General features: G+C 66.4%; 29 protein-coding genes and 1 pseudogene. 11 read left to right on the forward strand and 19 right to left on the reverse strand.

The genetic code is table 11. From position 1 onward, the window contains the following. Positions 1–32 precede the first annotated feature (32 nt). Positions 33–578 (reverse strand): CGNR zinc finger domain-containing protein, encoded by a 546-nt coding sequence (locus ABIE00_RS23810; RefSeq protein WP_354263061.1) that lies wholly within the window; start codon positions 576–578, stop codon positions 33–35. Between the two features lie 224 nt (positions 579–802). On the opposite strand from ABIE00_RS23810, the gene ABIE00_RS23815 reads away from it, so the two are divergent. Beyond that, a complete protein-coding gene (locus tag ABIE00_RS23815; RefSeq protein ID WP_354263503.1) occupies positions 803–1,756 on the forward strand; it encodes an EamA family transporter in 954 nt (317 codons plus the stop codon). Positions 1,757–1,849: 93 nt separating this feature from the next. On the opposite strand, the gene ABIE00_RS23820 is transcribed toward ABIE00_RS23815, so the two are convergent. Further along, positions 1,850–2,113: a hypothetical protein gene (locus tag ABIE00_RS23820; protein ID WP_354263062.1), complete on the reverse strand. Its 264-nt coding sequence runs from the start codon at positions 2,111–2,113 to the stop codon at positions 1,850–1,852. Between the two features lie 213 nt (positions 2,114–2,326). Here ABIE00_RS23820 and ABIE00_RS23825 point away from each other — a divergent pair, with 213 nt between their 5' ends. Further along, positions 2,327–2,599 (forward strand): DUF2277 domain-containing protein, encoded by a 273-nt coding sequence (locus tag ABIE00_RS23825; protein WP_354263063.1) that lies wholly within the window; start codon positions 2,327–2,329, stop codon positions 2,597–2,599. Between the two features lie 22 nt (positions 2,600–2,621). On the opposite strand, the gene ABIE00_RS23830 is transcribed toward ABIE00_RS23825, so the two are convergent. The 4 genes from ABIE00_RS23830 to ABIE00_RS23845 all read right to left on the reverse strand — a co-directional run bounded on the left by ABIE00_RS23830 (position 2,622) and on the right by ABIE00_RS23845 (position 6,518). Beyond that, a complete protein-coding gene (locus tag ABIE00_RS23830; RefSeq protein ID WP_354263064.1) occupies positions 2,622–5,045 on the reverse strand; it encodes a heavy metal translocating P-type ATPase in 2,424 nt (807 codons plus the stop codon). Between the two features lie 63 nt (positions 5,046–5,108). Further along, positions 5,109–5,339 (reverse strand): heavy-metal-associated domain-containing protein, encoded by a 231-nt coding sequence (locus ABIE00_RS23835; RefSeq protein ID WP_354263065.1) that lies wholly within the window; start codon positions 5,337–5,339, stop codon positions 5,109–5,111. A 61-nt stretch (positions 5,340–5,400) separates the two neighbouring features. Beyond that, positions 5,401–5,757, reverse strand: a complete 357-nt coding sequence (locus ABIE00_RS23840; protein WP_354263066.1) for a metal-sensitive transcriptional regulator — start codon at positions 5,755–5,757, stop codon at positions 5,401–5,403. A gap of 254 nt (positions 5,758–6,011) precedes the next feature. After that, positions 6,012–6,518: a universal stress protein gene (locus tag ABIE00_RS23845; protein WP_354263067.1), complete on the reverse strand. Its 507-nt coding sequence runs from the start codon at positions 6,516–6,518 to the stop codon at positions 6,012–6,014. 179 nt (positions 6,519–6,697) lie between these two features. Here ABIE00_RS23845 and ABIE00_RS23850 point away from each other — a divergent pair, with 179 nt between their 5' ends. After that, on the forward strand, positions 6,698–6,898 hold the full coding sequence (locus ABIE00_RS23850) for a hypothetical protein (protein ID WP_354263068.1): 201 nt from the start codon (positions 6,698–6,700) through the stop codon (positions 6,896–6,898). A gap of 37 nt (positions 6,899–6,935) precedes the next feature. Here the strand turns inward: ABIE00_RS23850 and ABIE00_RS23855 are convergent, their stop codons facing one another. Together ABIE00_RS23855 and ABIE00_RS23860 are read right to left on the reverse strand one after the other, a co-directional pair. Next, the gene (locus ABIE00_RS23855) at positions 6,936–8,219 is read right to left on the reverse strand and encodes a Y-family DNA polymerase (RefSeq protein WP_354263069.1); all 1,284 of its coding nucleotides are present in this window, start codon (positions 8,217–8,219) and stop codon (positions 6,936–6,938) included. Beyond that, positions 8,212–8,643 carry a LexA family protein gene (locus ABIE00_RS23860; protein ID WP_354263070.1) on the reverse strand — a complete coding sequence of 144 codons (432 nt, stop codon included), beginning with the start codon at positions 8,641–8,643 and terminating at the stop codon, positions 8,212–8,214. Before ABIE00_RS23860 ends, ABIE00_RS23855 begins: the two co-directional genes overlap by 8 nt. A 150-nt stretch (positions 8,644–8,793) precedes the next feature. Between ABIE00_RS23860 and ABIE00_RS23865 the strand changes: the two genes are divergently transcribed. The 4 genes from ABIE00_RS23865 to ABIE00_RS23880 all read left to right on the forward strand — a co-directional run bounded on the left by ABIE00_RS23865 (position 8,794) and on the right by ABIE00_RS23880 (position 11,639). Further along, positions 8,794–9,696: a ketopantoate reductase family protein gene (locus ABIE00_RS23865; RefSeq protein WP_354263071.1), complete on the forward strand. Its 903-nt coding sequence runs from the start codon at positions 8,794–8,796 to the stop codon at positions 9,694–9,696. A 90-nt stretch (positions 9,697–9,786) separates the two neighbouring features. Next, on the forward strand, positions 9,787–10,134 hold the full coding sequence (locus tag ABIE00_RS23870) for a hypothetical protein (protein WP_354263073.1): 348 nt from the start codon (positions 9,787–9,789) through the stop codon (positions 10,132–10,134). Between the two features lie 77 nt (positions 10,135–10,211). Then, complete coding sequence (locus ABIE00_RS23875) at positions 10,212–11,342, forward strand: WD40/YVTN/BNR-like repeat-containing protein (RefSeq protein ID WP_354263075.1); 1,131 nt, start codon at positions 10,212–10,214, stop codon at positions 11,340–11,342. 9 nt (positions 11,343–11,351) lie between these two features. Next, on the forward strand, positions 11,352–11,639 hold the full coding sequence (locus ABIE00_RS23880) for a MoaD/ThiS family protein (protein ID WP_331575287.1): 288 nt from the start codon (positions 11,352–11,354) through the stop codon (positions 11,637–11,639). A gap of 5 nt (positions 11,640–11,644) precedes the next feature. Here the strand turns inward: ABIE00_RS23880 and ABIE00_RS23885 are convergent, their stop codons facing one another. From ABIE00_RS23885 to ABIE00_RS23915, 7 genes are all read right to left on the reverse strand, one after another. Next, positions 11,645–11,881, reverse strand: coding sequence for a hypothetical protein (locus tag ABIE00_RS23885; RefSeq protein WP_306920070.1), 237 nt, complete (start codon positions 11,879–11,881; stop codon positions 11,645–11,647). Between the two features lie 363 nt (positions 11,882–12,244). Beyond that, complete coding sequence (locus ABIE00_RS23890; protein ID WP_354263077.1) at positions 12,245–13,828, reverse strand: aldehyde dehydrogenase (NADP(+)); 1,584 nt, start codon at positions 13,826–13,828, stop codon at positions 12,245–12,247. Between the two features lie 54 nt (positions 13,829–13,882). Then, positions 13,883–14,299: an ester cyclase gene (locus ABIE00_RS23895; RefSeq protein WP_354263078.1), complete on the reverse strand. Its 417-nt coding sequence runs from the start codon at positions 14,297–14,299 to the stop codon at positions 13,883–13,885. Then, positions 14,296–14,847 (reverse strand): flavin reductase family protein, encoded by a 552-nt coding sequence (locus tag ABIE00_RS23900; protein WP_354263079.1) that lies wholly within the window; start codon positions 14,845–14,847, stop codon positions 14,296–14,298. Before ABIE00_RS23900 ends, ABIE00_RS23895 begins: the two co-directional genes overlap by 4 nt. 29 nt (positions 14,848–14,876) lie before the next feature. After that, positions 14,877–15,392, reverse strand: a complete 516-nt coding sequence (locus tag ABIE00_RS23905; RefSeq protein WP_354263080.1) for a flavin reductase family protein — start codon at positions 15,390–15,392, stop codon at positions 14,877–14,879. Then, on the reverse strand, positions 15,389–16,705 hold the full coding sequence (locus ABIE00_RS23910; protein ID WP_354263081.1) for a flavin monoamine oxidase family protein: 1,317 nt from the start codon (positions 16,703–16,705) through the stop codon (positions 15,389–15,391). The genes ABIE00_RS23905 and ABIE00_RS23910 overlap by 4 nt, the downstream gene beginning before the upstream one ends. 46 nt (positions 16,706–16,751) lie before the next feature. Further along, the gene (locus ABIE00_RS23915) at positions 16,752–18,149 is read right to left on the reverse strand and encodes an LLM class flavin-dependent oxidoreductase (protein ID WP_354263082.1); all 1,398 of its coding nucleotides are present in this window, start codon (positions 18,147–18,149) and stop codon (positions 16,752–16,754) included. A gap of 300 nt (positions 18,150–18,449) precedes the next feature. Here ABIE00_RS23915 and ABIE00_RS23920 point away from each other — a divergent pair, with 300 nt between their 5' ends. Both ABIE00_RS23920 and ABIE00_RS23925 read left to right on the forward strand, forming a co-directional pair. After that, positions 18,450–19,823, forward strand: coding sequence for an MFS transporter (locus tag ABIE00_RS23920; protein WP_354263083.1), 1,374 nt, complete (start codon positions 18,450–18,452; stop codon positions 19,821–19,823). Between the two features lie 221 nt (positions 19,824–20,044). Then, positions 20,045–20,866 carry an IclR family transcriptional regulator gene (locus tag ABIE00_RS23925; RefSeq protein ID WP_354263084.1) on the forward strand — a complete coding sequence of 274 codons (822 nt, stop codon included), beginning with the start codon at positions 20,045–20,047 and terminating at the stop codon, positions 20,864–20,866. Positions 20,867–20,939: 73 nt separating this feature from the next. Here the strand turns inward: ABIE00_RS23925 and ABIE00_RS23930 are convergent, their stop codons facing one another. Beyond that, a complete protein-coding gene (locus tag ABIE00_RS23930) occupies positions 20,940–21,179 on the reverse strand; it encodes a TetR/AcrR family transcriptional regulator (RefSeq protein ID WP_354263086.1) in 240 nt (79 codons plus the stop codon). A 20-nt stretch (positions 21,180–21,199) separates the two neighbouring features. Continuing rightward, positions 21,200–21,388: a hypothetical protein gene (locus ABIE00_RS23935; protein ID WP_354263088.1), complete on the reverse strand. Its 189-nt coding sequence runs from the start codon at positions 21,386–21,388 to the stop codon at positions 21,200–21,202. Between the two features lie 325 nt (positions 21,389–21,713). Between ABIE00_RS23935 and ABIE00_RS23940 the strand changes: the two genes are divergently transcribed. After that, on the forward strand, positions 21,714–21,998 hold the full coding sequence (locus ABIE00_RS23940) for a hypothetical protein (RefSeq protein WP_354263089.1): 285 nt from the start codon (positions 21,714–21,716) through the stop codon (positions 21,996–21,998). Positions 21,999–22,224: 226 nt separating this feature from the next. After that, positions 22,225–24,013 (forward strand): annotated as a pseudogene (locus ABIE00_RS23945) (glycoside hydrolase family 13 protein). Between the two features lie 30 nt (positions 24,014–24,043). Here the strand turns inward: ABIE00_RS23945 and ABIE00_RS23950 are convergent. Then, on the reverse strand, positions 24,044–25,738 hold the full coding sequence (locus ABIE00_RS23950) for an alpha-amylase family protein (RefSeq protein WP_354263090.1): 1,695 nt from the start codon (positions 25,736–25,738) through the stop codon (positions 24,044–24,046). Then, entirely contained in the window at positions 25,735–26,706 is a 972-nt protein-coding gene (locus ABIE00_RS23955; RefSeq protein ID WP_354263091.1) for a TIGR03885 family FMN-dependent LLM class oxidoreductase, read from the reverse strand. The genes ABIE00_RS23950 and ABIE00_RS23955 overlap by 4 nt, the downstream gene beginning before the upstream one ends. Positions 26,707–26,792: the final 86 nt, after the last annotated feature.

The raw sequence follows: 26,792 nt of genomic DNA on the forward strand, positions 1-26,792 counted from the left end.
CGCCGGCGCTGGTTAGGCTCCGCCGGCGCTGACTACTCTCCGCTGGCGCGGCGCGCCCGGTAGGCCGCCACATGCGCCCGGTTGGCACAGTTTCCCGTGTCGCAGTATCTCTTGGACCGGTTGCGGCTGAGGTCGAGCACGGCCGCGTCGCAGTCATCGGCCGCGCACACGAGCATGCGGTCCATCTCCTTGCTGCGGATTACGTCCACCAGCGCCATGGCCGCCTCGGTGCCCATCCTGTCCGCCAGCGGGGCATCGTGCGTGGTGGCGTGGAGGTGCCAGTCCCACTGGTCATGCTTGAGCAGCTGGGGGAGGGCCTGGGCCTCGCGCAACAGGCGGTTCACGCCGGCCACGGCCGTATCCTCATCCGCCGTCCAAAGGGCAGCCAATACCGTCCGCAGTGCGTGGATGCTGGCCAGTTCGGCGGCGTCGTGCGTGCGGTAACCGGTAAAGCCCTCCCGCCGCAGGAACTCGTCCAGCGCTTCCACCGTGGGCAGGTTTTCCTCGCCGTTGGCGGCTGAGTTGATGAGATTCACCACAAAGCGCAGCGAGAGTTCCGTGTCAGGGGCAAAGACCACCTTGACTCCTTACAGTGCCGGGGCGTAGTGTCAGGACCAATACCCCACTTTACTCCTGACGGGAGGCATCCGTGCCCGTATCGAACAACCGCGCCGAAACGGCCCTAACTTCGGTGGCGCCGGCTCCGGCCCGGCTTCCGGCCCCGGCCGCGGCTCTCACTCCCGCGCAGGCTCCCGATGCCCCTTCCGCCGAGGCCACGGCCACCGGCTTCCTTGCGTCAGGATTGGGTGTCGCCCTCTTTTCGTCCGCGATCTTCGGGCTTTCCGGCTCCTTCGCTAAAGCATTGCTGGAAACCGGCTGGACTCCCGGGGCGGCCGTCACCGCCCGGCTGACAGGCGCCGCGCTCATCCTCGCCATCCCCGCTGTGCTGGCGCTTCGGGGCCGCTGGCACCAGCTGCGGTCGAACTGGCTGACGATTGTGCTGTTTGGCCTGATCGGCGTCGCGGGCTGCCAGCTGTTCTACTTCAACGCCGTGGCCCGGCTGTCGGTTGGCGTGGCACTGCTGCTCGAATACCTCGGCCCGGTGTTGATCGTGCTGTGGCTTTGGGTGGCCAGCCGGAAGCGGCCGCGCGCCCTCACCATCGCCGGGACGCTGCTGTCCCTGGGCGGTCTGGTCCTCGTCCTGGACTTCACAGGGGCGGTGAAGGTGGACGCTGTCGGCGTGCTCTGGGGCCTTGCCGCGGCCGTCTGCCTTGCCATCTATTTCTTCCTCACGGCCAAGCAGAACGACACGCTGCCGCCCATCGTCCTGGCATCGGGCGGGCTTCTGACCGGCGCCGCGGTCATGTGGCTGATGGCGGCCACCGGCCTCCTGCCCATGGCCATGAGCACGGCCGACACCAAACTCGGCCCATGGACGACGCCGTGGTGGGTTCCGCTGGGCGGTCTTGTGGTGCTGGCCACCGTCCTGGCCTACGTCTCAGGAATCATGGCTGCACGTGCGCTCGGCACCAAGGTGGCTTCGTTCGTCTCCCTCACCGAGGTCCTGTTTGCCGTGATCTGGGCGTGGCTGCTGCTTGGCGAACTGCCCGGTGCCATCCAGCTCGCGGGCGGACTGCTGATCGTGGGCGGGGTGCTGTGCGTCCGGCTGGATGAGCTCCGGGGAGCCAAAGCCGGGGCCCCGGCAGCAGTGAGTGGACCGCTTGACCACGCGAACGACGTCGAACCCGTCCCCTAAGTGTTCAAGGGCGGACCAGCCTTCAGCGGCGGGCCGCTTAAATGCCGGAGGGCCGGACGCATGCTGCGTCCGGCCCTCCGGTGTGTTCCGGGTCTAGCTGCGGGACGCGTCCTCCTGCTGGGAAGCGTTGCGGGTGGCCTGCTTGCCGGCCTCTTCCAGAGCCTTCGCCACCTTGGCGAGGGCTGCGGCGTGGCCGTTCCAATCGCTGCGGAACCTGTCAGCGTCCGGGCCCTTCCAGTCGGTGCCTTCGAGCACCTTGGTCAGCAGGTTCTTCTGCTTCTCGATTTCATTCGAACCGGTCTGCAGCTTGTTGCCCAGGTTCTTCAGCTGCTGAGTGTCTGCACCCATAAAAGCCATTAGATATCTCCTTTAATCAACGGACCCGATCCAGTCGGCATCCCCAGCGGCCTCCGGCTCGTCCGGAAGATCCATTGCCTAAAAACTATCCTCCGGCCCGGAAGAGTGTCGATGGGCAGCGCTCCCCATGGAGTCCTCCCCATGGTCGCATGCCCCGCCCGAACTGGGCCCGGAAGGGTCGATCCTCGGCGTTCCAGAGCCTAGCATGGGGGTATGTGCCGGAATATCCGTACCCTCCACAACTACGAACCGCACGCCACGTCCGAGGAGATCCACGCCGCGGCGCTGCAGTACGTACGAAAAATCAGCGGCAGCTCCAAGCCCTCCAAGGCCAATGAGGAGGCGTTCGAGCACGCCGTGCACGAGATAGCGCACGTGACCCAGCACCTGCTCGAGTCGCTGGTGACGCACGCCCCCGCGAAGGACCGTGACGAGGAAGCTGCCAAGGCGAAGGCCCGGTCGGCCGTCCGCTTCGGGACGGCCTAGGGTCTGGCCAGCTGGCCGGGTATTACCTGCCGAAGCGGCGCAGCCTGAGTGAGTTGGCCACCACCAGCACCGAACTCGCCGCCATGGCCACGCCTGCCACCATGGGATTGAGCAGGCCGAGGGCGGCCACCGGAATGCCCACGGCGTTGTAGAAGAAGGCCCAGAACAGGTTGGTCTTGATGGTGGCCAGCGTGTGCCGGGACAGCTCGATCGCGGTGGCGACCTGCCCCAGGTCGTTGCCCATCACGGTCAGGTCGGCAGCCTCGATCGCCACGTCCGTGCCGGAGCCCATCGCGATGCCGAGGTCGGCCTGCGCCAGGGCCGCGGCGTCGTTCACGCCGTCGCCTGCCATGGCCACCGTCGCGCCGCCGGCCTGCAGCCGGCGGACGGCCTCCACCTTGCCCTCCGGGAGGACTCCGGCGAAAACATCATCGGCGGCGATGCCGACGGCGGCAGCCACCTGGGCTGCGACCGCGGCGTTATCGCCCGTGAGCAGCATGGGCCGCAGGCCCAGGGCCTTGAGGCGGGCGACAGCCGCCTCCGATCCCGCCTTGACCGTATCCCGCAGTTCGATGATGCCGGCCGCCTCGCCGTCCACGGCCACCCAGATGGCCGTAGCACCGGACTCTTCCGCGTCCCGGAGCACCTGGTCCTGCACCGGCGTAATCTCGACTCCGTTCTCCAGCAGCCAGCCGCTGCGGCCGGCAGCGACGAGTTGGCCTTCAACGGTTCCCACCACTCCGCCGCCGGGGGCGGAACGGAAGCCGACGACGGCGGGCAGGCTGGCGCCGTCGTTCGTGTCAGGGACGTTATGGCTGGCGTACGACCGCCGTCCCGCAGCGGGCACGGCGGATTTTGCGGCGGCAGCGATCGCCACGGCGATCGGATGCTCCGACGCCGACTCCACCGCTCCGGCCAAGCGCAGGACGTCCGGGCCGCTGAACGGGGCAAACGCCGCCACGGCGTCCACGGACAGCTGCCCGCTGGTGACGGTTCCGGTCTTGTCCAGAAGTATGGTGTCCACGGTCCGGGTGTCTTCCAGGACCTGCGGACCCTTGATGAGGATGCCCAGTTGTGCGCCGCGGCCCGTGCCGGTCAGGAGGCCCACGGGGGTGGCCAGGCCAAGGGCACAGGGGCAGGCGATGACCAGCACGGCCACCGCGGCGGTGAAGGCGGCCCGGAGTTCGGGCCCCGTGATGTCCGGCCCGGCGGCAAGCAGCCAGCCGGCGAAGGTGAGGACGGCGATGGCCAGAACCACGGGCACGAATACCGCGCTGATGCGGTCAGCCAGCCGGGCGATCGGCGCTTTGCCGGTCTGTGCCTGTGACACGAGCCGGCCCATCTGGGCCAGGGTAGTTTCGGCGCCCACCCGCGTGGCCCGGACCAGCATCCGGCCGGACGTGTTGATGGTGGCACCGGTGACAAGGCTGCCCGGCCCGACGTCCACGGGAACCGATTCGCCGGTGACCAGCGAGGCATCCACCGCCGAGACGCCGTCCACCACCACGCCGTCGGTGGCGATCTTCTCGCCTGGGCGGACCACGATTACATCCCCGACAGTCAGCCGGCTCGCCGGGATCTTCACTTCGGCGCCGTTCTGCAGGATGGAGGCGTCCTTGGCGCCGAGGTCCAGGAGGGCCCTGAGCGCGTCGCCGGCCTTCGACTTGGCGTTCGCCTCCAGGAACCGGCCCAGCAGAAGGAAGGTGGTGACCACGCTGGCCACCTCGAAGTACAGGCCACCGGAACCAGCGCCGCCCATCTCCTCCATGCCGGGGTGTTCGGTCAAGCGGGGGAAGGCAAGGAGCTGCCAGGCGGAGAACAGGTAGGCCGCGATCACGCCGAGCGACACCAGGGTGTCCATGGTGGAGGCCAAGTGGCGGGCATTGATGGCTGCCGCCCGGTGGAACGGCCATGCGGCCCAGCTGACCACGGGCAGCGCCAGGGCGCCGGCCACCCAGCCCCAGTCGGGGAACTGGAACGCCGGGAACATCGAGATCAGGAACACCGGTACCGTCAGGACCGCTGCGGCGAACAGGCGCGGCTTGAGCTCAGAGGCCTTGCCGCCGTGGGCCAGGTGGTCTTCATGGTGGGCCGCACTGTCCTCCGCCGGTCCGCCATGCTCCGCGTGCTCGCTCGTTCCTCGCTTGGACGCACGGTTCCGCGTGCCGGCACCGGCGTCGTTTGCTTGCGTCGTCGGGAATTGGGCTGGCCTGACTCGTGCCTTATAACCGGCGGCGGCCACCTGGTCGGTGATCTGCTGGTCCGTGATGGTGGCAGGGGCGGTTACGTAAGCCGTTTCCAGCGGGAGGTTGACCGTGGCCTCGACGCCTTCGAGCTTGGCGAGTTTCTTTTCCACGCGGTTCACGCATGAGGCGCAGGTCATGCCCTCAACGTCCAGTTCGATCACCCTGCGGGGGTTGCCGGCGGAAAGGTGTTCGGTGCCCATGGCTGGTCCTTCTCTGATGGTGCGTGGTGCTCTGGTGGTGCCTGGAGCGGATCGGAGGCGGGATTAGGCCTCGTTGGCCACCACCAGGTAGCCCGCCTCGGCCACTGCCTCGCCGATTTCGGAGGGGGAGAGCTTGTGCGTGGAGGTGATGGTGACGGTGCTAATGCCGCCGGCATTGAGGTCGATCTCGATCTCCTCGACGCCGGCCAGCGCCTCGAGCTCTTCGCTGACGGCGGAGACGCAGTGACCACAGGTCATGCCGGAGACGTGGACTTTGGTGGAGATGGTGCTCATTGCTGGCTCCTCGTTGCTGCGCTGACTGGGTTGGCCAGCTGGGTGGGTGGTGGTTGTGCCGCTAGCGCAGCAGGCGCCCGATGGCACCCGCCGCCTCCTTGACCTTAATGTCGATGGCTTCAGCCCGGAGATCCGGGTCAGGTTCCGATGCCGCCCCGACAACGCAGTGGCCGATGTGTTCTTCCACAAGGCCCAGGCTGACGGCGTGCAGGGCCTTGGTCACTGCCGCGACCTGCGTCAGGATGTCGATGCAGTATTTGTCCTCCTCGACCATTCGCGCGATTCCCCGGACCTGCCCCTCAATCCGCCGGAGCCGGCGCAGGTACGCGTCTTTGTCCCCCGTATAGCCGTGCTGTGCGGATTCAGCAATTGCTTCTTCGCTGGACGCCGCGGGCGTCCGTCCTTGGGAAGTCTCCATGCCCTCCAAGTTATACCCCTAGGGGGTATACGTCAAGGAGAGCGCGAACTCATAATGATGCGGAAAAGAGTTTTCGGGCAACAAAAAGCTCCGGAGCGCGTTATTGGGGGATACGCACTCCGGAGCAGTCTTTGGGGCAGGCCCTGGATCAACCTGCGTGTTCAGCTTACTTGCCGGTAGCCACGTTGGCCACCACCTCGAATAAGTACTTTGACTTTACTTTTCCGCGCGCTTCTGGCCGGCGTCTGGCCCGCCTATTCCGGCTGGTCCTGGTGCGCGGCCATTCGAAACGGAACCACCAGCACGGGCCGGCTCTGGTGGTGGGTAAGCCAGGCGGCCACTGAGCCGTTCAGGAGTTCGGTGATCCGGTGTCCGAAACCGCGCTCCGGCGTTCCCACAATGATCATGGGAGCATCGACCTCCGAGGCCAGCCTGCCGAGTGCGCGGGCCGGGTCCCCGGTCAAAGTGCGCAGGGTCCATGCCGGCCCGCCGTCCGGGACGGCCGACGTGATCGCCGACTTCAGTTCCGTGGTGACGGAACGGACATCGTCGTCGTCCCTGTCCGGGTGGAGGGAGAGGCGGTGTGCGGACCTCGCCGGATCCCACTCAACCAGGTAGCTTGCCTCATCCACGTAGGCGCAGAGCAACGGGGCGGACAGCTTCTGGGCCAGGGTGACGGCGGTCTTGAGGACCTCCGGATGCTGGCCGGGAACAGTGCCCACAAGGAGCGGAGGCGGGCCGCTGGAGTGCTCTGCATCCATAATCAATTGTGTGCCCGCGGTGTCGGGAAAGACCATAGCTGCATAGGGCCTTCGCCCAGCTCAGCGCCGGTTTTCAACTCCGCTGCGCGGCTGCTGGCGCAGGTGGAAGGGCGGTGGTTTTTTCCCTTGAATCCCGCGCCGGGTGAGCCTAGTTTGGAGACGTAGAAAGGCGGCGTCCCATGCAGATTCACATGTGGTGGCTCGATCTGGACCTGAAAAGCAAGGAGTGGCTTCGCGAGAACCTGCGGGCCGGCGATGTTCCGGTGTTCGTGATGGAGGGGATTGCCCAGGCCGGCGGCCCGCACCCGGACACCCCGCAGGCGGTCCTGACCGAAGCCGAGTGGGATTTCATCGAGACCCAGTCGGAGTTTGTGGACTGACTGGTTCCGCTGGTCTGGTCGCAGGGCCGCTCGCCGGTCATGCCGCGCGGACCACCGGCAGCTCATCCCAGTGGGTCGTGTAGCGCGGCGAACGCATGCCGCGCTTCATGCTCCAGTCCAGGCCGCTCCTCAGGCCTGCGAACCCGAGACCGATGGTGCCCCTGCCGTACTTCCGGCTGATCTGCTCAACCAGGGGGCCGATTCCGCGTTCCTCGTGCGGGTTGGTGAATGGATCCAGTGGCGGCTGGTTACCGGAGGGCCGCAGGTCGGTGACCATGATGCCGGCGCGGGCGTATCTGACGCCGTCCTGGATGGCGGGCAGCAGGGCGTGGGCTGCCTTCGTGAGCAGCACCGGGTCGGCGGTGGGCATGGGCAGCGGAACGCAGACGGACGGAAACGACTTGTCTTTCGGGTTGTAGTGGGACGTGCCGGCGAACGCGGTGAGGACCTTGGCCTGAAGGTGGTGCCGGGTGAGCCGCGCACTCGCCTGCTGTGCATAGACGCTCAGGACCTGGCGAAATTCGGGGACGGACGTCAGGGGAGTCGAAAACGAGCGGGAGAAGATCAGCTGGTCCCGGCCCACGCGTTCCTCCTCCAGCGGTATGCACGGTGTTCCGCGCAGTTCCAGCACCGTGCGCATCAGCACCACCGAAAAACGGTCGCGCACCATCACCGGATCCGCCCGGCTGAGCTCCAGGATGGAGGAGATCCCCATGGCGTTCAGACGCTTTTCCAGCCGGTCCGCCACGCCCCAGACCTCCGAGACCGGCAGCCGGGACATGAGCAGTTCGCGCGCATCCGGGGCCATCGATTCCCAGCGACACACCCCTTCCAGGGCGGGGTTGTTCTTCGCCCACCGGTTGGCCAGTTTGGCCAGCGTCTTGGTGCCTGCGATGCCCACGCACACAGGCACCCCGACGTTGCGCCGAACCGCGGCCCTGATGGTCCGGCCAAGACCCGTCACCTGTTCGGGGCTGCCCTTGATGCCAAGGAACGCCTCGTCGATGCTGTACACCTCGAGCCAGGCCGAGTAGCGTCCCAGCAGCTCCATGACCCGGGCGCTGATGTCGCCGTACAGTTCATAGTTGCTTGACAGGGCAACGAGGCCCCACTCCCTGGCCCGCGGGGCGATCTTGAACCACGGCTGGCCGGTGCTGATCCCCAGGGCCTTGGCTTCCGGGCTGCGGGTCACGGCGCAGCCGTCGTTGTTGGATAGCACCACCAGCGGCTTACCTTCGAGGGAGGGGTCGAAGGCCCGCTCCGCGCTGGCGTAGAAGCAATTCACATCCACCAGGGCTATCTGCTGCCGGGTCTCAGACATGGTGGAGGCACCTCGTGGCCACGCCCCAGATGGTGAGGTCGGCCAGGGCGGGGACAATGATGTCCGGATACAGGGGGTTGGCCGCCTGGAGCACCACACCGGCCGCGGTGATCTTCAGGCGCTTGATGGTGAGCTCGCCGTCCAGCACTGCCACCACCACGGATCCGTCGCGCGGTTCCAGCGCCCGGTTCACGATCAGTTCGTCGCCGTCGCTGATGCCGGCGTGTTCCATCGAGTCGCCGGAGACCCGCACGATGTAGGTGCTGGTGATGTCCTTGATCAGGTGTTCGTTCAGGTCGATCCGACCGTCAAAGTAATCCTGCGCGGGGGACGGGAAGCCCGCTGCCACGGCCACGGGGGAGACCAGCACAAGCCGCAGGGAAAGTCCCGCCTCTATCACGCGGGGACCGATGATCACGCCCACAACACACCTTTTTTCGAATATATGTTCGATAATCAGTGTAGTCCCCGGGACTGACAAACTGCAGACTCTGCAGAATCCTGCGGTAAACGGTGCGTCCGGCCCTGGCAAGTATGGTTGTGCTGTGCCTACCAGTGCGGAAGGAATACAGCCATGCGGATTCTGGTCGTTGGGGCCGGCGCGACCGGCGGCGCCTTTGGCAGCCTGCTCCAGGAAGCCGGACGCGACGTCACTTACCTCGTGCGCGAAAGCCGGGCGAAGAGACTTAGGCGCGATGGCTTGCGGTTTGTCTCGCCCGGAAATGACCGCACCCACCAGGTCCGGACGGTCGTTGCCGGAGAAACCGCTGAGCCTTTCGACCTCGTACTTGTCACCGTTAAAGCCGCTGCTCTCGAGGGAGCCATCGCGGATCTGCGGCACTACGTGGGATCAGGGACGTTCCTGCTGCCGTTCCTGAACGGCATGGCGCATGTTGAACGGCTGGACCAGGAGTTTCCCGGGCAGGTGTTGGGTGGTCTGGTGAAGATCGTCGCCACGCTCGACGGCGACACCGTGCGCCAAATGACCGGGCTGACCACGCTGACTGTCGGCGCCCTCGATGGTGCCGGCGTCCCAGAAGGGGTTATCGAAGCCCTGGACGTCCCGGGCATTGATCTCACGGTCAGCCGGGATGTCGTTGGTGCCCTGTGGGAGAAATGGGCGTTCATCGCCGCTGCGGGCGTCATCACGTGCCTGTTCCGCGGGCCCATCGGCAAAATCATCGACGCCGGCGGACTTCCAAAGATCATCGACGCCATCAACGAACTTGAGGCCGTCGCCGAGGAAGCCGGCCACCCCGTCTCCGGCCAGGCACACGCGCAGTCCCTGGCGCTCCTGACTGAACCGGGTTCGGCCTTCACCTCCTCCCTGTACCGGGATCTCACCGCCGGTCGTCCGACCGAGGGAGAACATATCCTGGGAGACCTCGCCGGCCGCGCCCGGCATCTCGGCGTCCCCACGCCGCTGCTCGACCTCACCCTCATCCAACTCAGAGCGAACAGGCCGACGCACGGCTAGGGCCGCCACTTCTGCGAGGCAGCGGTTGTGTTCATCACACGTTCGTCGTGCCGTCTCCGTCACAGCGGGTCTCCGTCGCATACTGGTCTCATGGGGATGCAAGACGCAGGAGGATCAGTGGTGGAAACCTTGAAGAGGGTGGTGCGGAACGAGTACTTTCCGGCAGCGGCCGTGCTGACGCTGGTGGTGCTCTTCTGGGTTGCGGGCCTGTTCGGCGGCCTCTCGCTGCTGAGCCGGAGCCAGCCCCCAATCGCCACGCTCACCTGGCTGCTGTTCGTGTACGCCGCTGCCGTCCTGACGCCACTGGCTGGCATCCTGGCCGCGGCGGACCTGCTTCGCCGGTGGTGGCGAAACCGCCGCGCAGCGAAGGCCGGCACCGCCAAAGGCGGCATACGCAACGACGGCACTCCCAAAGACGGTGCGAGGATCGGGTCCTAGACCAAACCCCGGCCAACGAATCCAGCCAAACCCGTTGGGGGCCAAAACCATTGCAGCCCCTCCGCCCGAGTGGTTGCATGGGGTTCATGAATGCCTCAGAGAGTTTCGTTTTAGCAATCGGGACCAAAAAGGGTCTCTGGCTGGCCATCAGCCAGGACCGGAAGCAGTGGTCCTTTTCCGGCCCGCACTTCCTGATGAGCGAGATACCCAGCATCGGAATCGACACCCGTGACGGCCGCACGCGCATCATGGTGGGGGTGCGGTCCGAGCACTGGGGCCCCTATGTTGCCCACTCGGATGATCTCGGCGCCAGCTGGACCGAGCCCGAGCAGGGTGCCATCAAGTTTCCCGAAGGCACCGACGCCGCCGTGGAACGCATCTGGCAGATCTACCCCGACGCCGAATCCCGCCCGGGCGTCGTCTGGGCCGGAGCGGAACCGATTTCGGTATGGAAGTCGACCGACGGCGGCGAGCACTTTGAGCTGAACCGCGGACTGTGGGACCACCCGCACCGCAGCGAGTGGGGTGCCGGATACGGCGGCGCCGCCGCCCACTCGATAGTGGTCAACCCCTCCGGGGACAAAGTCCACGTGGCCATGAGCACCGGAGGAGTGTACCGCTCACTTGACGGCGGGACGTCCTGGGAGCCGCGGAACAAAGGCATCTCGGCCTACTTCATGCCTGACCCCAACCCGGAATTCGGCCAGTGCGTGCACAAGATTGCAGCGGATGCCGCCGTTGAAGGCCGCCTTTACGCGCAGAACCACCACGGCGTGTACCGGACCGATGACAATGCCGAGAACTGGGAATCGATAGCGGAGGGCCTGCCGGCCGATTTTGGGTTCGTCATGCTGACGCACCCCAGGCGTGCCGGCACGGCCTGGGTTGTTCCATTGAAGGCCGACGGCGAACGCATCCCGCCGGACGGAAAACTCGCCGTGCACCGCACCGACGACGCCGGAGCCACGTGGAAGCGCCTGGACTCCGGGCTCCCGCAGTCAGAATTCAATGCCGTGCTCCGTGACGCGGCCGCCGTGGATTCCGCTGAACCCGCCGGGGTGTACTTCGGAACACGCGGGGGCGCGGTGTATGCCAGCGCCGACGAAGGCGAAACCTTTGCGGAGGTGGCATCCCACCTGCCGGATGTCCTGTGCGTCCGCGCTGCCGTTGTGGCCGGGGCCCCGGTTGCCGCCGGGACTGGCGCATGAGGATGTGCAGTGGCTGAGATCAGCGTGGTCCTTCCCAGCGTCCTCCAGCCGCTCGCCGGCGGGCAGTCCATACTGACTACACCCGCCGACGGGGCGGTGACTGTGGGGCGGCTGCTGGATTCCGTGACCGGGACATACCCGGTGCTCGCCAGGCGGCTGCGGGACGAGACGGGTGCGCTCCGCCGCTACGTGAATATTTACGTGAACGGTGAGGAGGTCCGGCGTCTCCGCGGCCTGGAAACGGAAGTCTCCGCGGGCCAGGAGGTACTGATTATTCAGTCGGTGGCCGGCGGCTAGACGGCTCAGGCGACGCGCCAAACGCTGCATTCGTCCGTATTTATGGCCTTGCGCATGCCCGTGTGATGATCCATGATCCACACGACGCCGATGCCCGGGGCTGTCTCCTGGACGCTGCCGCGGCGGATGATGACATCGTCATAGCTGGGGCCCACCGACAGGCGGGCCTCGATCTCGTCGCCGCGATGCAGCTGGTCCAGGGCACGGACCCGGGTGATGTGGGGTTTGGCTTCCTTCAACATGGCGTGGCCTCCTGAGCTGGAGCTGGTGCCTGCAATTGCCGGCACAACCAGTGTGGCGCGGCATTGTTGCGCACGCGTTTCCTGCCCGTTAGCGCCCGGTTAGTTTCCGGCGCCGAGGCGGTTTCCGCGCGCCATCGGCGGCCGGAGAGCCCTTGGACTGGCGGGCGATGATCTCGGGAACCGGGAAGACCATGTCTGAGGTGTTGCACTTCTGGAGCTCATCCCGGGACGCCGCGGGTGTCCCGCAGATTCAGGCCGGTGACCCAGCGCGGGGTGCAGTCCCTCGTCGGCCAGGAGGTGGTTCTCCGGCCCCGGACGGATGTCTGTTGCGGGAGCCTGTCCGGGGCCGGAAGTGTGCGGCTGTTACTGGGCCAGCTCGGGTGTGCCGTCGATCAGGCGGCTGACCTGCCAGGGGTTGGCATCCTGGAGCGGTGCCGGACGCAGCTGCTCGGGGAAGTTCTGGTAGGCCACCGGGCGCAGGAACCTGTTGATCGCGAGGGTCCCCACCGAGGTGGTCTTCGAGTCCGAGGTGGCGGGGTAGGGGCCGCCATGGACCACGGCGTGGCCGACTTCGACGCCGGTGGGCCAGCCGTTGATGATGATCCTGCCGACCTTGCGTTCCAGGGCCGGGATCAGGCCGGAGGCCGCAGCGAAGTCTTCCTCTGTCACGTGCAGCGAGGCAGTGAGCTGGCCTTCGAGCAGCCGGGTGGCCCTGATCAGGTCATCGATGTCCTTGTAGCGGACCGCGAGGCTGGCGGCTCCGAAGATTTCCTCGTGCAGGACCGGGTTGGATGTGAAGGCGTCCAGGTCGGCGCCGAACACGGCGGGGGCGGGGGCGTTTTCGGTCGGTCCCTTCTTGCCCCGGCCGATGAGTTCGACGTCGGCGGAAGCCTCGAGCGCGTCGTGGCCGTGCTGCCAGGCGGAGGCGATGCCGCCGCTGAGCATGGTCTGCCCGGACAGCTGCGTGATGGCGTCGGTGACGGCCGCGGCGAACCGGTTTCCGGCGTCGCCGGCGGGAACGAAGACGAGCCCCGGGGAAGTGCAGAGCTGTCCGGAGCTGCCGGTCACGGAGGTGACGTACTGCTTGGCAAGGGATTCAATATCCGCGTTCAGCGCGCCGGGGAAGACGTAGACCGGGTTGATGGAGGACATTTCGGCGTAGACCGGGATCGGTTCGGGCCGTGCGGCGGCGGTGCGCATGAGGGCGGTGCCGCCGGCGCGGGATCCGGTGAAGCCTACGGCCTTGACGGCCGGGTCGGCCGCGAGGGCCTGGCCGATGCTGCTGCCCGGGCCGTAAATGAGGGAGAAGACGCCGGGGTGAAGGCCGAGGTCGGTGACGGCCTTGGCGATGGCCTGGCCCACGAGTTCACTGGTGCCGGGATGGGCGTTGTGGGCCTTGACGATCACCGGGCAGCCGGCCGCGAATGCGGAGGCGGTGTCGCCGCCGGCGACGGAGAAGGCCAGCGGAAAGTTGCTGGCGCCGAAGACGGCCACGGGGCCGAGCGGGATCTGGCGCTGGCGAATGTCGGCGCGGGGCAGGGGAGCCCGGTCCGGAATGGCCGGGTCGATGCGGACGCCGCGGAAGTCGCCCCGACGGACCACGTCGGCGAAGAGCCGCAGCTGGCCGGTGGTGCGGGCACGTTCGCCCTGCAGGCGGGCGGCTGGCAGGCCGGTCTCCTGGCCCGCCCGGACGATCAGTTCCTCACCGACGGCCTCGATGTTCTCGGCGATCGCGTCCAGGAACCGGGCGTGCTGCTCGGGGTCAAGAGTGCTGAAGGAGTCGAAGGCGTCGGCGGCCGCGGCGGTGGCGGCCTTGAGCTGCTCCTCGGTGACCAGGGTGTACGCAGGTTCCAGCTGTTCGTTGGTGGCGGGGTTGAAGCCGTGGGCCGTGCCGCTGGTACCGATAACGGTCCCGCCGGCGATGAGGGAATGTCCTTGAAGAGTCATAGTGCGCCCTCCTGGGCGGTTGAGGTTAGAGATGGGCGGTGCTGGGGCGCCCGGTCAGGCGTTGCCGGCTCCGAGGTGCCAGATGCCGAGGGCGGAGAGCAGTTCCCGCGGATCCCAGACCACCCATTCCTCGGCGAGCTTGTCGTCGTCGAAACGGAGGAAGGAAGCCCCGGAGACGGTGATGGACCGGCCCGTGGCGGGCACGTCCATGAAGTCGCCCTGGTGCGTTCCCCGGGTCTGCCAGTGGATCGCGGCGGTGTCTCCGTCTTCGATGATGTGCAGGATGTCTGTGGTGGTGTCCGGGAACGCGGCGTGGGTGGCCTCGATGGTTTTGCGCAGGTTGGCGTAGTCCTCACTGCCGGACTTGGAGCGGCGGACGTAGTCAGGCGCGAGCAGCTGCTCGAATGCTGTGAGGTCTCCGTCGCCCCAGGCCCGGTTCCAGGCGTCGAGAATGGTGTCGCGGCGGCTCATGATGCGCTCCTTGCTGCTGTTGCTTCGGCAGGTGCCGGGATTTCGATGGGCAGGTACTGGCCGAACTTTCCGGCCCGGAACAGCAGGGCGTCGCCGCTTCCCTCTTCCATGTTTGTTACCGATCCCACCACCATGTAGTGGTCGCCGACGAGGACCTCGGCGGTGACGACGCAGTCGATGTAGGCAGTGGCGCCGTCCAGGTGCGGGGTGCCGAGGGGTCCGGCACTGCAGGGCAGGCCCTCGAACTTCTGCGGTCCCTTCCGCGACAGCGACCGGCAGAGGCTGATCTGGTCATCGGAGAGGATGTTGGCGGTGAACTTCTGCAGTTTGCGCAGCTTCGGCCAGCTGGAGGAGGACTTGTCGACGCAGAACATGACCAGCGGCGGCTCGAGTGAGAGGGACTGGAAGGTGCCGACCACGAGGCCGAGCTTCTCGTCGTCGTCGTTGACGCCGGTGATGGCCGTAACGCCGGTGGGCAGCTTGCCCAGGATCTGGCGGTAGTAGGCGGGGGTGATGTCCGCCGGAACGGCGGCTGGGGTGATATCCATGTCAGTGTTCCTTGATCAAGTGAATTGGATCAGGCGGTTTCGCGGAAGCTGCCGAAGCGGCCGCCGTGGAAGATGAGCGGGGCGGAAGCCCCCTCGGCGGGTGTCATGTCCAGCACGCTGGCGATGACGACGACGTGGTCGCCGGCGGTGAACTGCTGTTCGATCCGGCAATCGAACCAGGCAAGTGAGCCGTGCAGGTGCGGGGTGCCCCACCCGGATTCGGACCAGTCCACAGCGCTGAGCTTGTCCTCACCCCTGGCGGAGAGTGCGCGGCACACCTGCTGCTGGTCCTCGGCGAGGAGGCTGACGCTGAAGGTCCCCGCTTCGGAGATCCTGGGCCAGCTGGTGGAGGAGTGCATCACGCTGAACGTCACCAGCGCCGGTTCCATGGACAGCGAGGCGAAGGTGCCCACGATCATGCCGTTCTGGGCCCCGGTCACCGGGTCCGTGGAGCAGATCGCTGCGACGCCGGTGGGCAGGTGCCGCATGACGGCACGGTAGGTGTCGGAGTCGATCCGGCGGCCTTCCAGTACGGGAGCGGTCATGGCTTTTCCTCCAGTGCGGGGGCCTTGAGTTCTGCGTGGATGTTGCGGCCGGCGCGCAGGCCGGACTCGATGGCGCCGTCGAAGAAACCGGCCCAGATGTTCGCGGTGTCACTGCTGGCGAAGTGCAGTGCGCCTTCGCTGGCTTGCTGTGCAGCGTGGTACTTGGTGAGCTGGCCGGGGCGCTGGATCTGCCAGGTCTCCTCGGCGTACGGGTCCTCGCCCCACTTGTGGCCGGTGACCTCGAGGACTTCCAGGTCGTCGCGCCAGACCTTGATGGCCGCCTGGACCTGGTCCTTGTCGGTGACGTCGATGCGGTTCGCGTCGGCGCCGAAGCCCACCAGCACGGCGTCATCTTCGCCGACGAACTCGGTGCGGATCACGGAGAGCGGCTTGTCCTGGGCGGAGTAGGCGAAGAACGGCTTGATGGGTCCCTTGACCCGGATCCAGGCCTTGACGCCCTGGGATGCGGTCTTTTCCCGGCTGGGTGCGAGCTTGCCCTCGGACAGGGCAGGCTCGACGTCGAGCTTGTGCAGAATGTTCTGCGACAGTGTGATGACCACCTTCCTGGCCTGTATTTCCTGGCCGTCGCCGTAGGTGACGGTGGCACCGTCGCTGTTGTGGCGGACGGACGTGACCGGGCTGTTGAGGCGGATGTCGGCGGTGGTGTCCTCGGCGATGGCGTTGGCCAGGCCGTCGTTGCCGTCCTTGAGGCGGTAGATGGCGGAGGCCTCGTGCATCAGGTGCCAGTGGCCGGAGGAGCCGGCGGTCCAGCGCAGGGCGTTGACGTAGGCGCACTGGTCCAGGGGCGCGTTGAAGTGGCCCACCCAGGCGGCCTCGTTGGCGTTCCGCTCGTCCTCGGAGAGGTCCAGCTTGTCGAGCATTTCCTGCAGGTTGTACTGGTCCACCTCGGCCAGGTTCTCCACGGTCAGCGGTGCATCGGGGCGGGGAAGCCACTTGACGGTGTCTTCCAGCAGGCGGGTCATGCCGGGGTCGATGAGCTTCATGAAGTCGTCCAGGTTGCCGCGGCGCACCTCGTTGCCGGCCAGCCAGTAGGTTTCCTCCGAGCGCGGGCCGCGGGAGACCTCCAGGCCGTAGCGGGTGACTTCGGCCCAGACGTGGGGCTGGGTCCAGTGCAGCCAGTTGCCGCCGAGCTCCAGGTTCTGGCCGAGGCGGCGCTCGGTGTACAGGCGGCCGCCAAGACGGTTCCGGGCTTCCAGGACGACCACGCTGTGGCCGCGGTTGCCGAGCTCGCGGGCGGTGACGAGGCCGGCAAGACCGGCACCGATGACGACGACGTCTGTCTGTTCAGTCATTGAAGTATCTCCGTTGATGTTTGGTGGGTGGGTGGCGGCGTTGCGCCTAGCGGGCGGCTTCGCTGAGGTTCGCGGCCCGTTGCGCGGTGGCGGGGTGGCCGTCCAGGGTGTACTTCTGGCCGAACAGCTTTTCGCGCAGGGTCACCGGCTCCTGGTCCTCCGGGCGTGCCGGGGCAACGATGCCCTGGGCGCGGAGTTCCGGCAGGGCCAGCTCAATGAATTCCTCCCAGCCCCCGGGCTTGGTGACGTAGCTGAGGTTGATGCCGTCGATGTCGGCCTCGTCGCGCCAGCGGCGCAGCTCTGCTGCCACCGTCTCCGGGGAACCGACGATGGTGGAACCGGTGCCGCCGACGGCGAGGAACTCCGCGATCTGGCGCGGGGTCCAGTCCCGGTCCGGATCGGCCTTGGAGAACATGTCCACCATGGACTGGCCGGCCTTCGTTCCGACGGACGCCAGGGGGATGTCGAGGTCGTATTCGGACATGTCGATTCCGGTCCAGCCGCTGAGGCGGGCCAGGATCGCGTCGACCGTGGCGAGGTCCACGGCCTTCCGGTACTTGGCCTGGGCCTCTTCGTCGGTTTGGGCGACGACGACGGTGAGCAGGATGACGATCTTGACGTCCCGGGGGTCGCGGCCGGCGTCGGCCACTGCCTGGCGGAGCTTGGCGACGGTGCGCTTGGCACCCGCCACGGAGGTGCTCTGGATGAAGACGGCTTCGGCGTGCTTGCCGCCGAATTCCATGCCCCTGGCGGACGATCCGGCCTGGAACAGTACGGGAGTGCGCTGCGGGGACGGCTCGCAGAGGTGGAAACCGGGGACGGTGAAGTATTTGCCGGCGTGGTCGATCGGGTGGACCTTCGCCGGGTCGATGTAGGTTGCCGATGCGGCGTCCCGGACCACGGCGTCCTCCTCGTAGGAGCTTTCCCAGAGCTTGTAGACGACCTCCATGTACTCGTCGGCCATGTCGTAGCGCTCCGCGGGGGAGAGCTGCTGCTCCTTGCCCAGGTTGCGGGCGGCAGCCTCGGAGTACGAGGTCACGATGTTCCAGCCCACTCGGCCGGAGGTGAGGTGGTCCAGGCTGCTGAACTTGCGGGCCAGCAGGTAGGGCGGCTCATAGGTGGCCGAGCAGGTCACGCCGAAGGTGAGGTGCTTGGTCACCGCGGCCATGCCGCTAATCAGCACCGTCGGGTCGTTGATCGGGACCTGGGCCGCGTCGCGCAGCGCGGCATCGGCATTTCCGCGGAAGACATCGTGGTAGCCGACGTTGTCGGCGAAGAATATCCCGTCGAAGCCGGCCTTCTCGAGCATTTGCGCGACGCCGGTCCAGTACTGCAGATCCGTGTACCGGTGGCCCTGGTCGCCTTCAGCGCGCCACGTTCCCGAGGTCAGGTGGGTGGGAGCGAAGACGTCGAAGGCGAAGAGGCTCAGGGGTTCATTTTTCATGGCAGCGGTGCTTCCTTGGACTCGTGCCGGACTAGGCGACAACAATTGGGTGACGTTCATAAACTGAACACTGCGTTCAATTTAAGGTGTAAGCGAGCTCACTGTCAAGGGTGCGTCATTGCTCGGCGCGAGATGTCGCGCGGCTATTGACAGGAAATGTGGCGCCTGCCATATTTTTGACCACGACGTTCGAAAAATGAACGAACTAGTCTGGCTCTTTCAGCCTCCCCAACAGCCGCCGTGCCAACACGGCCACCGCCCCATCCCCTCGAATTGGCACGATCTACAAGGAAGTCCATCGTGAATACACCTGTTACACCGGCCCCCGGGCCGTCGCTGCAGTCACCGGCGGTACAGGATCCGCAGAAGAAGCGGTTCCTGTACAAGCTCAGCGGAGTCATCGCCGGCGGCATGTTTATCGACGGGTTCATCCTCGGCGGCATCGGGCTCGTCATGCCGGCGCTGACGTCGGACCTGAGCCTGTCGGCCACCTGGCAGGGCCTCATTGGCGCCTCGGCCCTGATCGGCATCTTCTTCGGCGGCCCCATCGGCGGGTACCTGGCCGACAAGATCGGCCGCAAGCCGATGTTCATCGTCGACCTGGCCATCTTCCTGGCTGGCTCGGCCGCGCAGTTCTTCGTGGCGGACGCCTGGCAGCTGTTCCTAATCCGCCTGCTCATGGGCATGGCGATCGGCGCCGACTACGCCATCGGCTGGCCACTGCTGGTCGAGTTTTCCCCGGCCAGGCTGCGCGGCAAGCTGATGGCCTTCCAGGAAGTCGCGTGGTACGTCGGCTACCTGCTCTCCTACGCCGTGGGCTACTACCTGTCCACTGCCATCCACGCTGACTGGCGCATCATCCTGGGCATGAGCACCGTTCCGTCCCTGATCGTCTTCCTGCTCCGGCTGGGCTCCCCCGAATCCCCCCGCTGGCTCATCAGCAAGGGGCGGACCGAGGAAGGGCTCGCCATTGCCCAGCAGTACATGGAGGAAGCCGACGTCCGGGACCTCGCGTTCGAGAAGCCGGAGCGCCCCAATTTCGGCAAGCTCTTCTCCCCGCAGTACCGGAACTCCACGATCTTCGTCTGCATGTACTGGGTCTGCAATGTGACCCCCTACTTCGCCATCGCCACGTTCGCCCCCATCGTGCTCGAAAGCCTGGGTGTGGAGGACGGCCTGGCTGGAGCGCTGCTGCTCAACGGCGTGGTGGTGGCCGGTTCCCTGGCTGCGATGTTCCTCATTGAACGGGTCGGCCGCCGCAAACTGTCCATTCCGCCGATGTGGATCGCCGCAGTAGCCCTGGTGGTCATCGGCCTCTTCTCCCACGTCTCGCCGATGGTTATCCTGGTCTGCTTCATTGCCTTCTCCTTCTTCAATGCCGTTTCCACGGCCCTGACCGGCGTGTACCCCGGGGAGGTCTTTCCCACGGAAATCCGCGGGGCCGGCGTCGGCTTTGCCACGGCCTTCTCGCGGATCGGTGCCGCGGCCGGAACGTTCATCCTTCCGATGTCCGTGGACGGCCTGGGAGTCGGGACCACGATGCTCATAGCCGCCGGTATTTGTGTGGTGGGTGCCGTGATCTCGCAGTACCTTGCCCCGGAAACCAAGGGCCTGAGCCTGAGTGACACCTCGGCACCGCTGGGCAAGCCGCTGGGCAAGGCGCTGGTGCGGTAAGTCCCAAAACCCATAGGAACCATGCGCGAAACTGGCAGCTGATGCCCTCGGACTTCGGTTTGGAGGGCACCGGCTGCCAGTTCGCGCCCAACCCGAAGACTGACCGGCCTTAACCCGTTGAGCCGAGGGTGAACGCCCCGTTCGCTACTTGGAAAGGCGCATAGGATGGGTGCGGACAGCACGGGCTTCGGACCGTGGGCGAACGCGAACCGGGAGCAGATATGGCGGCGGGACGAAGCGCAGCAGAAGCAGACGAGGCACAAGGAGCCGAGGCCGCAACTGCCGACGAATCGGCGGACCTGACCAACAAATCCGTCATCAAGGCAACCGTCCTGCTGAGCGAACTGGGCCGCCACCGGCAGGGAATCACCGTTACGGAACTGGCCCAAGCCGTAGGCATGACCCGGCCGACGGCCTTCCGCCTGCTCCTGAGCCTTGAGCAGACGGGTTTCGTGGACCGCGTGGACAACCGCTACCTGTTGGGCTGGCAGATGGCCAAGCTGGGCAGGCTTGCCGACCCCTACACCGGTGCCGTGGCCCGGATCCAGCCGATCCTGGACGAATACGCCGCGAAGCTCAAGGAGACGATGAGCTTCGCCATGGTCCGGAGTGAAACGTCCTACGATGTGATCGCTGAAGCCTCGGGCTCCCGCTACCTGAACGCTACCCATCTGTATGTCGGCGGGAACTACCCCGCACATGCCAGCGCCACCGGAAAGCTGCTTCTGTCTGAACTCAGCGACGAAGGAATCTCCGCGTCATTGCCCGAAAAGCTGGAGTCCTACACTGCCCGCACCATAACGGGCCGGAAGGCACTCCTGCAGGAGATCCGCCAGGTCCGGGAACAGGGCTATGCCGTCATCGACGAGGAGCTTGAAGAGGGCCTTTTCGCCGTCGCCTATCCAGTCCGTGACTCGTCAAACGGATTGATTGGCGTGCTCGCGGCCCAGGGACCCGTGCAGCGGTTCAAAGCGGACAAGCTGCCAGGGATTGTCGACCAGCTGCACAAGGCCGCCGACGAGGTCGCGAAGGCCCTGTCCTAGCATCGCCTGTCCTGGCGGTGCTTTCGAGCTAGACAGCACCGCAGCTGCGGCGTTTAGGCGTTCGCTGTGGCTGTCAGGCGTTCGCCATGGCGATCAGGTGCTCGCGCGAGGGGTACTTCCATTCCACGTACTGGACCGGGATTCCGGCGCGTTCGGCCACCACGCCGTGAGTGACGCCGTCCGGGCCCTCGCTGCTGGTCACCTCGGTGATGCAGGCGATCAGGGCTGCGGTGCGCCTTTCATCGCGCTCACGGAGGATTTCCGCGACCATCTTGGGGTTTTTACGCCTTGCCTTCTGGCGCCAGTACGTCATGTCTCACCTCTGCGTGGCGGTTAGGAGGCGTCCGGACCTTCAACGTACAGGCCGGCCCACGGAGTGCAGGTCAGTACGTCGTGTCCCAGGGACTGCCGGGTAGCGGCGCCCGAATCGCCGGCCCGCCGGCGGCCGGCAGCGGCACGGCCAGCGACGGGGCGGCTGGACCGGGCGAAAGCGATGAGAAGGATGCGGTGCACGGTGCTCATGGTGGGCTCCTCGCGGACTGCGGGAACCAAGGGCTCCCGGGGGTTCTGATACCGGAAAGCCGCCTTTGGCCATCTGGTCGATCGTTACGTTTTGCGAGTCAAAACTTTTGAACGCGACGTTCATATTTCGAAGGTAGCTCCATTGTGGCTCCTGTCACGGCATTTTGCAAGGGGATATCAGAGCATCCGCGCGATGTCGCAGCCTCGGACGCCACGTAACTATTGCGCGTGAAGGTGAGCCGTGCCACACTGTTTCTACGTTCATTAAATGAACGTCACGTTCGAATTTGACTAACCGGTCCGCAACGCAGGAAGGGAAGGAACCATGTCCATCTCAGTAGGTCACCGAGCAATTGCCACTGCATTCGGCTGGGGACACGGCCCCGCCAGCCGGGCAACCGAGTCCCTGCCCGTTGCAGACCTGCCGGTTACGGAAGTGCCTGCCCCGACGGCGGCGGCACAGGCCGCCGTCGAAGCCGGCGAACTGGTGTGCTCCCCCTGGGAAGGCCTCTACCTGGCCCAGGCCCACCCGGTGACTTCAGCCGGGAACCAGGCCACCACCCGCCAGCAACTGGACTCGTTCCTCAACAGCCTGATGTACGGCGAGTAAGTACAGGCCAGCGCCATGGCAACCGTGCTTTCCGCCGAAGCTGCATGCGACGCGCCAGCCGCGGCGGCAGCCACCGACGACTGTGACGCAAACACCTGCTTCTACTGCACCAGCCCTGAAACGGACTGAGCAGCAACCGGCGCAGGCCATTGACCGTTGATTCTTCTGGAACAAGACTTTCAGTGGGCCAGCACAGCCCGCCACCGTCGACCAGGAGGGGCCAGCGATGACCATGCAGGAAACCGAGGCAGAGGCGGCCTACCGGGCCGGCAGGGAGTGGTTCAAGAGCGCGGTGGTGTACCAGATCTATCCGCGTAGCTTCGCGGACTCGGACGGCGACGGCATCGGTGACCTCCGCGGGGTCATCGGGAAGCTTGACTACCTGCAAAAGCTGGGGGTCGACGTCGTCTGGCTGTCCCCGGTGTACCGCTCACCGCAGGATGACAACGGCTACGACATCAGCGACTACCGCGACATCGACCCCGTGTTCGGGACCCTGGAGACTCTTGACGAACTGCTGGACGGCCTGCATTCCCGGGGCATGAAACTGGTGATGGACCTCGTGGTGAACCACACCTCGGACGAGCACCCGTGGTTCGTGGAATCCCGCTCCAGCAAGGACAATCCGAAGCGGGACTGGTACTGGTGGCGGCCGCCGCGCGAGGTCGCCGGGCCGGGTGCGCCCGCCTCGGAAACACCGGCACCCGGAACACCAGGGGCGGAACCCAACAACTGGGGCTCGGCCTTCTCCGGGCCGGCCTGGGAGTACGACGCGGAGACGGGGGAGTACTACCTGCACCTGTTCTCCCGGAAGCAGCCGGATCTCAACTGGGAGAACCCGGAGGTCCGGGCCGCCGTGTACGAGATGATGAACTGGTGGCTGGACCGCGGCGTGGACGGCTTCCGGATGGACGTCATCAACTTCATCTCCAAACAGCAGTCGCTGCCGGACGGCCCGCAGGCCGAAGGGATGCTCTACGGCGACGGCAGCCCGCACTTCATTTGCGGTCCGCGCATCCACGAGTTCCTGCAGGAGATGCATGAGGAAGTCTTCGCGGGCCGCGACAAGGACCTGCTGACCGTGGGCGAGATGCCGGGCGTCACTGTCGGGGATGCGGCGCTGTTTACGGATCCCGCCCGCCGCGAGGTGGACATGGTGTTCCAGTTTGAGCATGTGGCACTGGACCAGGAGGGCGGCAACAAGTGGCGGCCCAAGAAGCTGCTGCTTACCGACCTGAAGAAGTCCTTGGGCCGCTGGCAGGAGGGGCTCGCGGAGCGGGGCTGGAACAGCCTCTACTGGGGTAACCACGACCAGGCCCGGGCCGTTTCCCGGTTCGGTGACGACGGGCAGTACCGGGAAGTGTCGGCGAAGATGCTGGCAGCCGTCCTGCACCTGCACCGTGGCACGCCGTACGTTTACCAGGGCGAAGAGTTGGGCATGACCAACATGGCGTTCGGCGCCATCAGCGACTACCGCGATATTGAAGTCCTCAACCATCACCGCGAAGCCACGACGCACCTGGGCCACACCGACGCCGAGGTCCTCGCCGCCCTGGCGCCGCTGAACCGGGACAACGCCCGGACACCCGTGCAGTGGGACGCCAGCCGGCATGGCGGCTTCACCACCGGGGCGCCCTGGATTGCCGTGAACCCGAACGCCAACACCATCAACGCCGCCGCCCAGGTTGACGACCCCGGGTCCGTCTTCAGCTTCTACCGCAAGGTCATAGCCCTGCGGCACTCGGATCCCGTGGTCGCCTACGGGGATTTCCGCATGCTGCTGCCCGACGACGAACACGTCTACGCGTTCACGCGCTCGCTTCCGGAGGCGGAACTTCTGGTGCTGTCCAATTTTTCGGGGACCGGCCGGACGGCGGGGGTCGACGACGGCGGCTGGGCTGATCGGTGGAACGGCTGAGCTGGTGCTGGGCAATTATCCCCCGGACGCCGGCGAACGGCACCCCTTCGACCTGCGCCCGTGGGAGGTGAAGGTGTTTCGCCGGAAGGCCCAGTAGGGGCCCGGCGCCGGGACTACGGTGCCAGGACTACGGCGCCAGGCGGTCGCCGGGCCGGTGCACCCGGAACCAGCGATAGCCGTACCGTCCCAGCTCAACGGTGAACCCGCCGTCGGCCTCCAAGGGAACGTTCCCGCCGTCGAACAGGTCCAGCAATATCGCGTCCCGGAACGCCCGCGGCGGGCTGTCCCCGGACCCGACGTTCGCGGCGACCTTGACCGGCGCGTCGCCGAGGTTGTGCAGCAGCACCACGGTGGCCTCCGCCGAGCTGCAACGGTGCGCAAACACGGCCGGCTCGGGCTGTTCGAGGATGGCAAACTCGCCCCAGCCCAGCTCGGGTGATTCGCGGTACCGCTGGATCAGGGTGGCCATGAAGTTCCACAGCGACTCCGGATCCCGCTTGGCGCTGGCCGCGTTGACCTTCTCCGGGCCGTACTCCCCGCGGGCCAGCGGGACCACCAGCTCGGACACCCTGGCACTGGAAAAGCCGCCGTTCTTTTCATCGTTCCACTGCATGGGCGTGCGGACAGCGGCGCGGCCCTTCTGCCGCAGGTCCTCGCCCATGCCGATCTCCTCGCCGTAGAAGAGCACCGGGGTGCCCGGCAGCGAGAACATCAGCGAGTAGACCATCCGGATCCGGTCGGCGTCGCCGCCCAGCATCGGCGGCAGCCGGCGCCGCAGGCCACGGCCGTACAGCTGCATGTTCTTGTCGGGTCCGAACGCTGCGAACACCTCCTCCCGCTCGCCGTCGCTGAGCTTGTCCAGGGTGAGCTCGTCATGGTTCCGCACGAACATGGCCCAGTGGTTGTCCGGGTGCAGCCGCGGACGGGTCTTCAGCGTTTCGGCCAGCGGACGGGCGTCCTGCCTGGCCAGCGACAGGTAGATGTGCTGCATGGACATGAAGTCGAACTGCATGTTCAGTTCGTTGCCCTCGCCGCCGCCGAAATACTCCAACTGGTCCTTGTACGGCAGGTTCACCTCGCCCAGCAGCACCGCGCCGCCGTTGCGTCGGTTCACGAAGCTGCGCAGGGCGCTGAGGTAGTCGTGCGGGTCGATGTTGGCCGCCTCGTCCTTGGGCGCGCCGCGGGTCTCCAGGAAAAACGGCACCGCGTCCAGCCGGAATCCGTCCAAGCCGAGTTCCAGCCAGAGGCCCATCGCCTTGGCGATCTCATTCCGGACTTTGGGGTTGGTGACGTTGAGGTCCGGCTGGTGCTCCATGAACATGTGCAGGTACCACTCGCCGGTGGCGTCGTCCTGGGTCCAGATGGAGGTCTGCTCGCCCGGGAACACCACTTCGGAGGACGTGTCCGGCGGCGGATCGCTCCGCCACACGTAGTAGTCCCGGTACGGGTTGTCCACGGATTTGCGGGCCTCGACAAACCAGGGGTGCTGGTTGGAGGTGTGGTTGACCACGAAGTCCGCGATCACCCGGATGCCGCGGTCCTTCGCCGTGCGGATGAACTCCACGAAGTCGCCCAGTGTCCCCAGCCGGCGGTCGACGTCGAAAAAGTCCGTCACGTCGTAGCCGTCGTCCCGGTCCGGTGACGGATAGAAGGGCATGAGCCAGATGCAGTTCACGCCCAGCGCCGCCAGGTAGTCCACGCGCTGGGTCAGGCCGCCGAAGTCACCGGTGCCGTCGCCGTCGCGGTCAAAGAACGTCTCCACGTCCAGGCAGTAGATGACGGCGGTCTTCCACCACAGGTCCGACGTCTCGGCGATGTTCATGCCACTGGCACCTTCCTCAGCTGCGGCAGGACACTGTCCGCGAAGGCGTCGATGAACGGCGCCTGCTCCTGCCCGACGAAGTGCAGGTACAGCTCGTCGAAGCCGAGGTCGAGATACTCGCCCAGCCACTGCACGTGGCGGTCCAGGCTGGCGGAGATGTTCACCGACTTCCGGACCCGGGCTTCCCCGACGTCGGTGCTGACGCCGTCGAAGTGCGCCGCCGTCGGTAAGTCCCAGGGAATGGGCGGGGCGAAGACGTTCGAACGCCACTGGTCCAGGGCAATGGCGACGGCGTCCTCCTCCCGGGGAGCCCAGGACAGGTGGATCTGCAGCACGGCCTTCCCCTTGCCGCCCGCGGCCCGGTACGCCGTCAGCATTTCGGTAAGTTTTTCGGCCGACTGGTTCACCGTCACCAGGCCGTCAGCCCAGCCGGCGGCGCGGCGGGCCGTGTCCACGCTGATGGCAGGGGCGATCAAAGGCGGAGGCGGCGCCGGTACATCCCAGATCCGCGCCTGCTCCACGGTGACCAGGCCGTGGTGGGTCACTTCCTCACCAGCGTGCAGCCGGCGGATGACGTCCACGCACTCCTCCAGCCGCTGCTGGCGGGTTTCCTTCAGGGGCCAGGGGTCGCCGGTGACGTGCTCGTTCATGTTCTCGCCGCTGCCCGGAGCCATCCAGAACCGGCCGGGAAACATGGATGCCAGCGTGGCCGAGGCGTGGGCGATGATGGCCGGGTGGTACCGCTGGCCCGGCGCCGTGACCACGCCGAAGCTCAGGCAGGTGGTGGCCAGGGCAGCCCCCAGCCAGGACCACGCGAAGCCCGAGTGCCCCTGCCGCGCGGACCACGGTTCGATGTGGTCCGAGCACATGGCGGCGTCAAAGCCCGCCTCCTCGGCGAGCCGGACGTCCTTCAGGAGCTGGCCGGGGCTGATCTGTTCATGCGATGCGTGGAAACCGATAGCTGCCATCGTTAATGTCTACCGGCGGGCAGGGGCCGTGTCGAGGGCGCTGGTGCCCGAGGGGTAGCGTCCGGCAAGGTCACGGGCAAGAATGG

Origin of the sequence: Arthrobacter sp. OAP107 (genome assembly GCF_040546765.1) — a bacterium.
Classification (GTDB): Bacteria; Actinomycetota; Actinomycetes; order Actinomycetales; family Micrococcaceae; genus Arthrobacter.

What these genes read in the sequence shown, in the direction of transcription:
- ABIE00_RS23820 (WP_354263062.1), bottom strand. Translation starts at nt 2,113, where the DNA reads ATGGCTTTTATGGGTGCAGACACTCAGCAGCTGAAGAACCTGGGCAAC.
- ABIE00_RS23825 (WP_354263063.1), top strand. Translation starts at nt 2,327, where the DNA reads ATGTGCCGGAATATCCGTACCCTCCACAACTACGAACCGCACGCCACG.
- ABIE00_RS23830 (WP_354263064.1), bottom strand. Translation starts at nt 5,045, where the DNA reads ATGGGCACCGAACACCTTTCCGCCGGCAACCCCCGCAGGGTGATCGAA.
- ABIE00_RS23835 (WP_354263065.1), bottom strand. Translation starts at nt 5,339, where the DNA reads ATGAGCACCATCTCCACCAAAGTCCACGTCTCCGGCATGACCTGTGGT.
- ABIE00_RS23840 (WP_354263066.1), bottom strand. Translation starts at nt 5,757, where the DNA reads ATGGAGACTTCCCAAGGACGGACGCCCGCGGCGTCCAGCGAAGAAGCA.
- ABIE00_RS23845 (WP_354263067.1), bottom strand. Translation starts at nt 6,518, where the DNA reads ATGGATGCAGAGCACTCCAGCGGCCCGCCTCCGCTCCTTGTGGGCACT.
- ABIE00_RS23850 (WP_354263068.1), top strand. Translation starts at nt 6,698, where the DNA reads ATGCAGATTCACATGTGGTGGCTCGATCTGGACCTGAAAAGCAAGGAG.
- ABIE00_RS23855 (WP_354263069.1), bottom strand. Translation starts at nt 8,219, where the DNA reads ATGTCTGAGACCCGGCAGCAGATAGCCCTGGTGGATGTGAATTGCTTC.
- ABIE00_RS23865 (WP_354263071.1), top strand. Translation starts at nt 8,794, where the DNA reads ATGCGGATTCTGGTCGTTGGGGCCGGCGCGACCGGCGGCGCCTTTGGC.
- ABIE00_RS23870 (WP_354263073.1), top strand. Translation starts at nt 9,787, where the DNA reads ATGGGGATGCAAGACGCAGGAGGATCAGTGGTGGAAACCTTGAAGAGG.
- ABIE00_RS23875 (WP_354263075.1), top strand. Translation starts at nt 10,212, where the DNA reads ATGGGGTTCATGAATGCCTCAGAGAGTTTCGTTTTAGCAATCGGGACC.
- ABIE00_RS23885 (WP_306920070.1), bottom strand. Translation starts at nt 11,881, where the DNA reads ATGTTGAAGGAAGCCAAACCCCACATCACCCGGGTCCGTGCCCTGGAC.
- ABIE00_RS23890 (WP_354263077.1), bottom strand. Translation starts at nt 13,828, where the DNA reads ATGACTCTTCAAGGACATTCCCTCATCGCCGGCGGGACCGTTATCGGT.
- ABIE00_RS23895 (WP_354263078.1), bottom strand. Translation starts at nt 14,299, where the DNA reads ATGAGCCGCCGCGACACCATTCTCGACGCCTGGAACCGGGCCTGGGGC.
- ABIE00_RS23900 (WP_354263079.1), bottom strand. Translation starts at nt 14,847, where the DNA reads ATGGATATCACCCCAGCCGCCGTTCCGGCGGACATCACCCCCGCCTAC.
- ABIE00_RS23905 (WP_354263080.1), bottom strand. Translation starts at nt 15,392, where the DNA reads ATGACCGCTCCCGTACTGGAAGGCCGCCGGATCGACTCCGACACCTAC.
- ABIE00_RS23910 (WP_354263081.1), bottom strand. Translation starts at nt 16,705, where the DNA reads ATGACTGAACAGACAGACGTCGTCGTCATCGGTGCCGGTCTTGCCGGC.
- ABIE00_RS23915 (WP_354263082.1), bottom strand. Translation starts at nt 18,149, where the DNA reads ATGAAAAATGAACCCCTGAGCCTCTTCGCCTTCGACGTCTTCGCTCCC.
- ABIE00_RS23925 (WP_354263084.1), top strand. Translation starts at nt 20,045, where the DNA reads ATGGCGGCGGGACGAAGCGCAGCAGAAGCAGACGAGGCACAAGGAGCC.
- ABIE00_RS23930 (WP_354263086.1), bottom strand. Translation starts at nt 21,179, where the DNA reads ATGACGTACTGGCGCCAGAAGGCAAGGCGTAAAAACCCCAAGATGGTC.
- ABIE00_RS23935 (WP_354263088.1), bottom strand. Translation starts at nt 21,388, where the DNA reads ATGAGCACCGTGCACCGCATCCTTCTCATCGCTTTCGCCCGGTCCAGC.
- ABIE00_RS23940 (WP_354263089.1), top strand. Translation starts at nt 21,714, where the DNA reads ATGTCCATCTCAGTAGGTCACCGAGCAATTGCCACTGCATTCGGCTGG.
- ABIE00_RS23950 (WP_354263090.1), bottom strand. Translation starts at nt 25,738, where the DNA reads ATGAACATCGCCGAGACGTCGGACCTGTGGTGGAAGACCGCCGTCATC.
- ABIE00_RS23955 (WP_354263091.1), bottom strand. Translation starts at nt 26,706, where the DNA reads ATGGCAGCTATCGGTTTCCACGCATCGCATGAACAGATCAGCCCCGGC.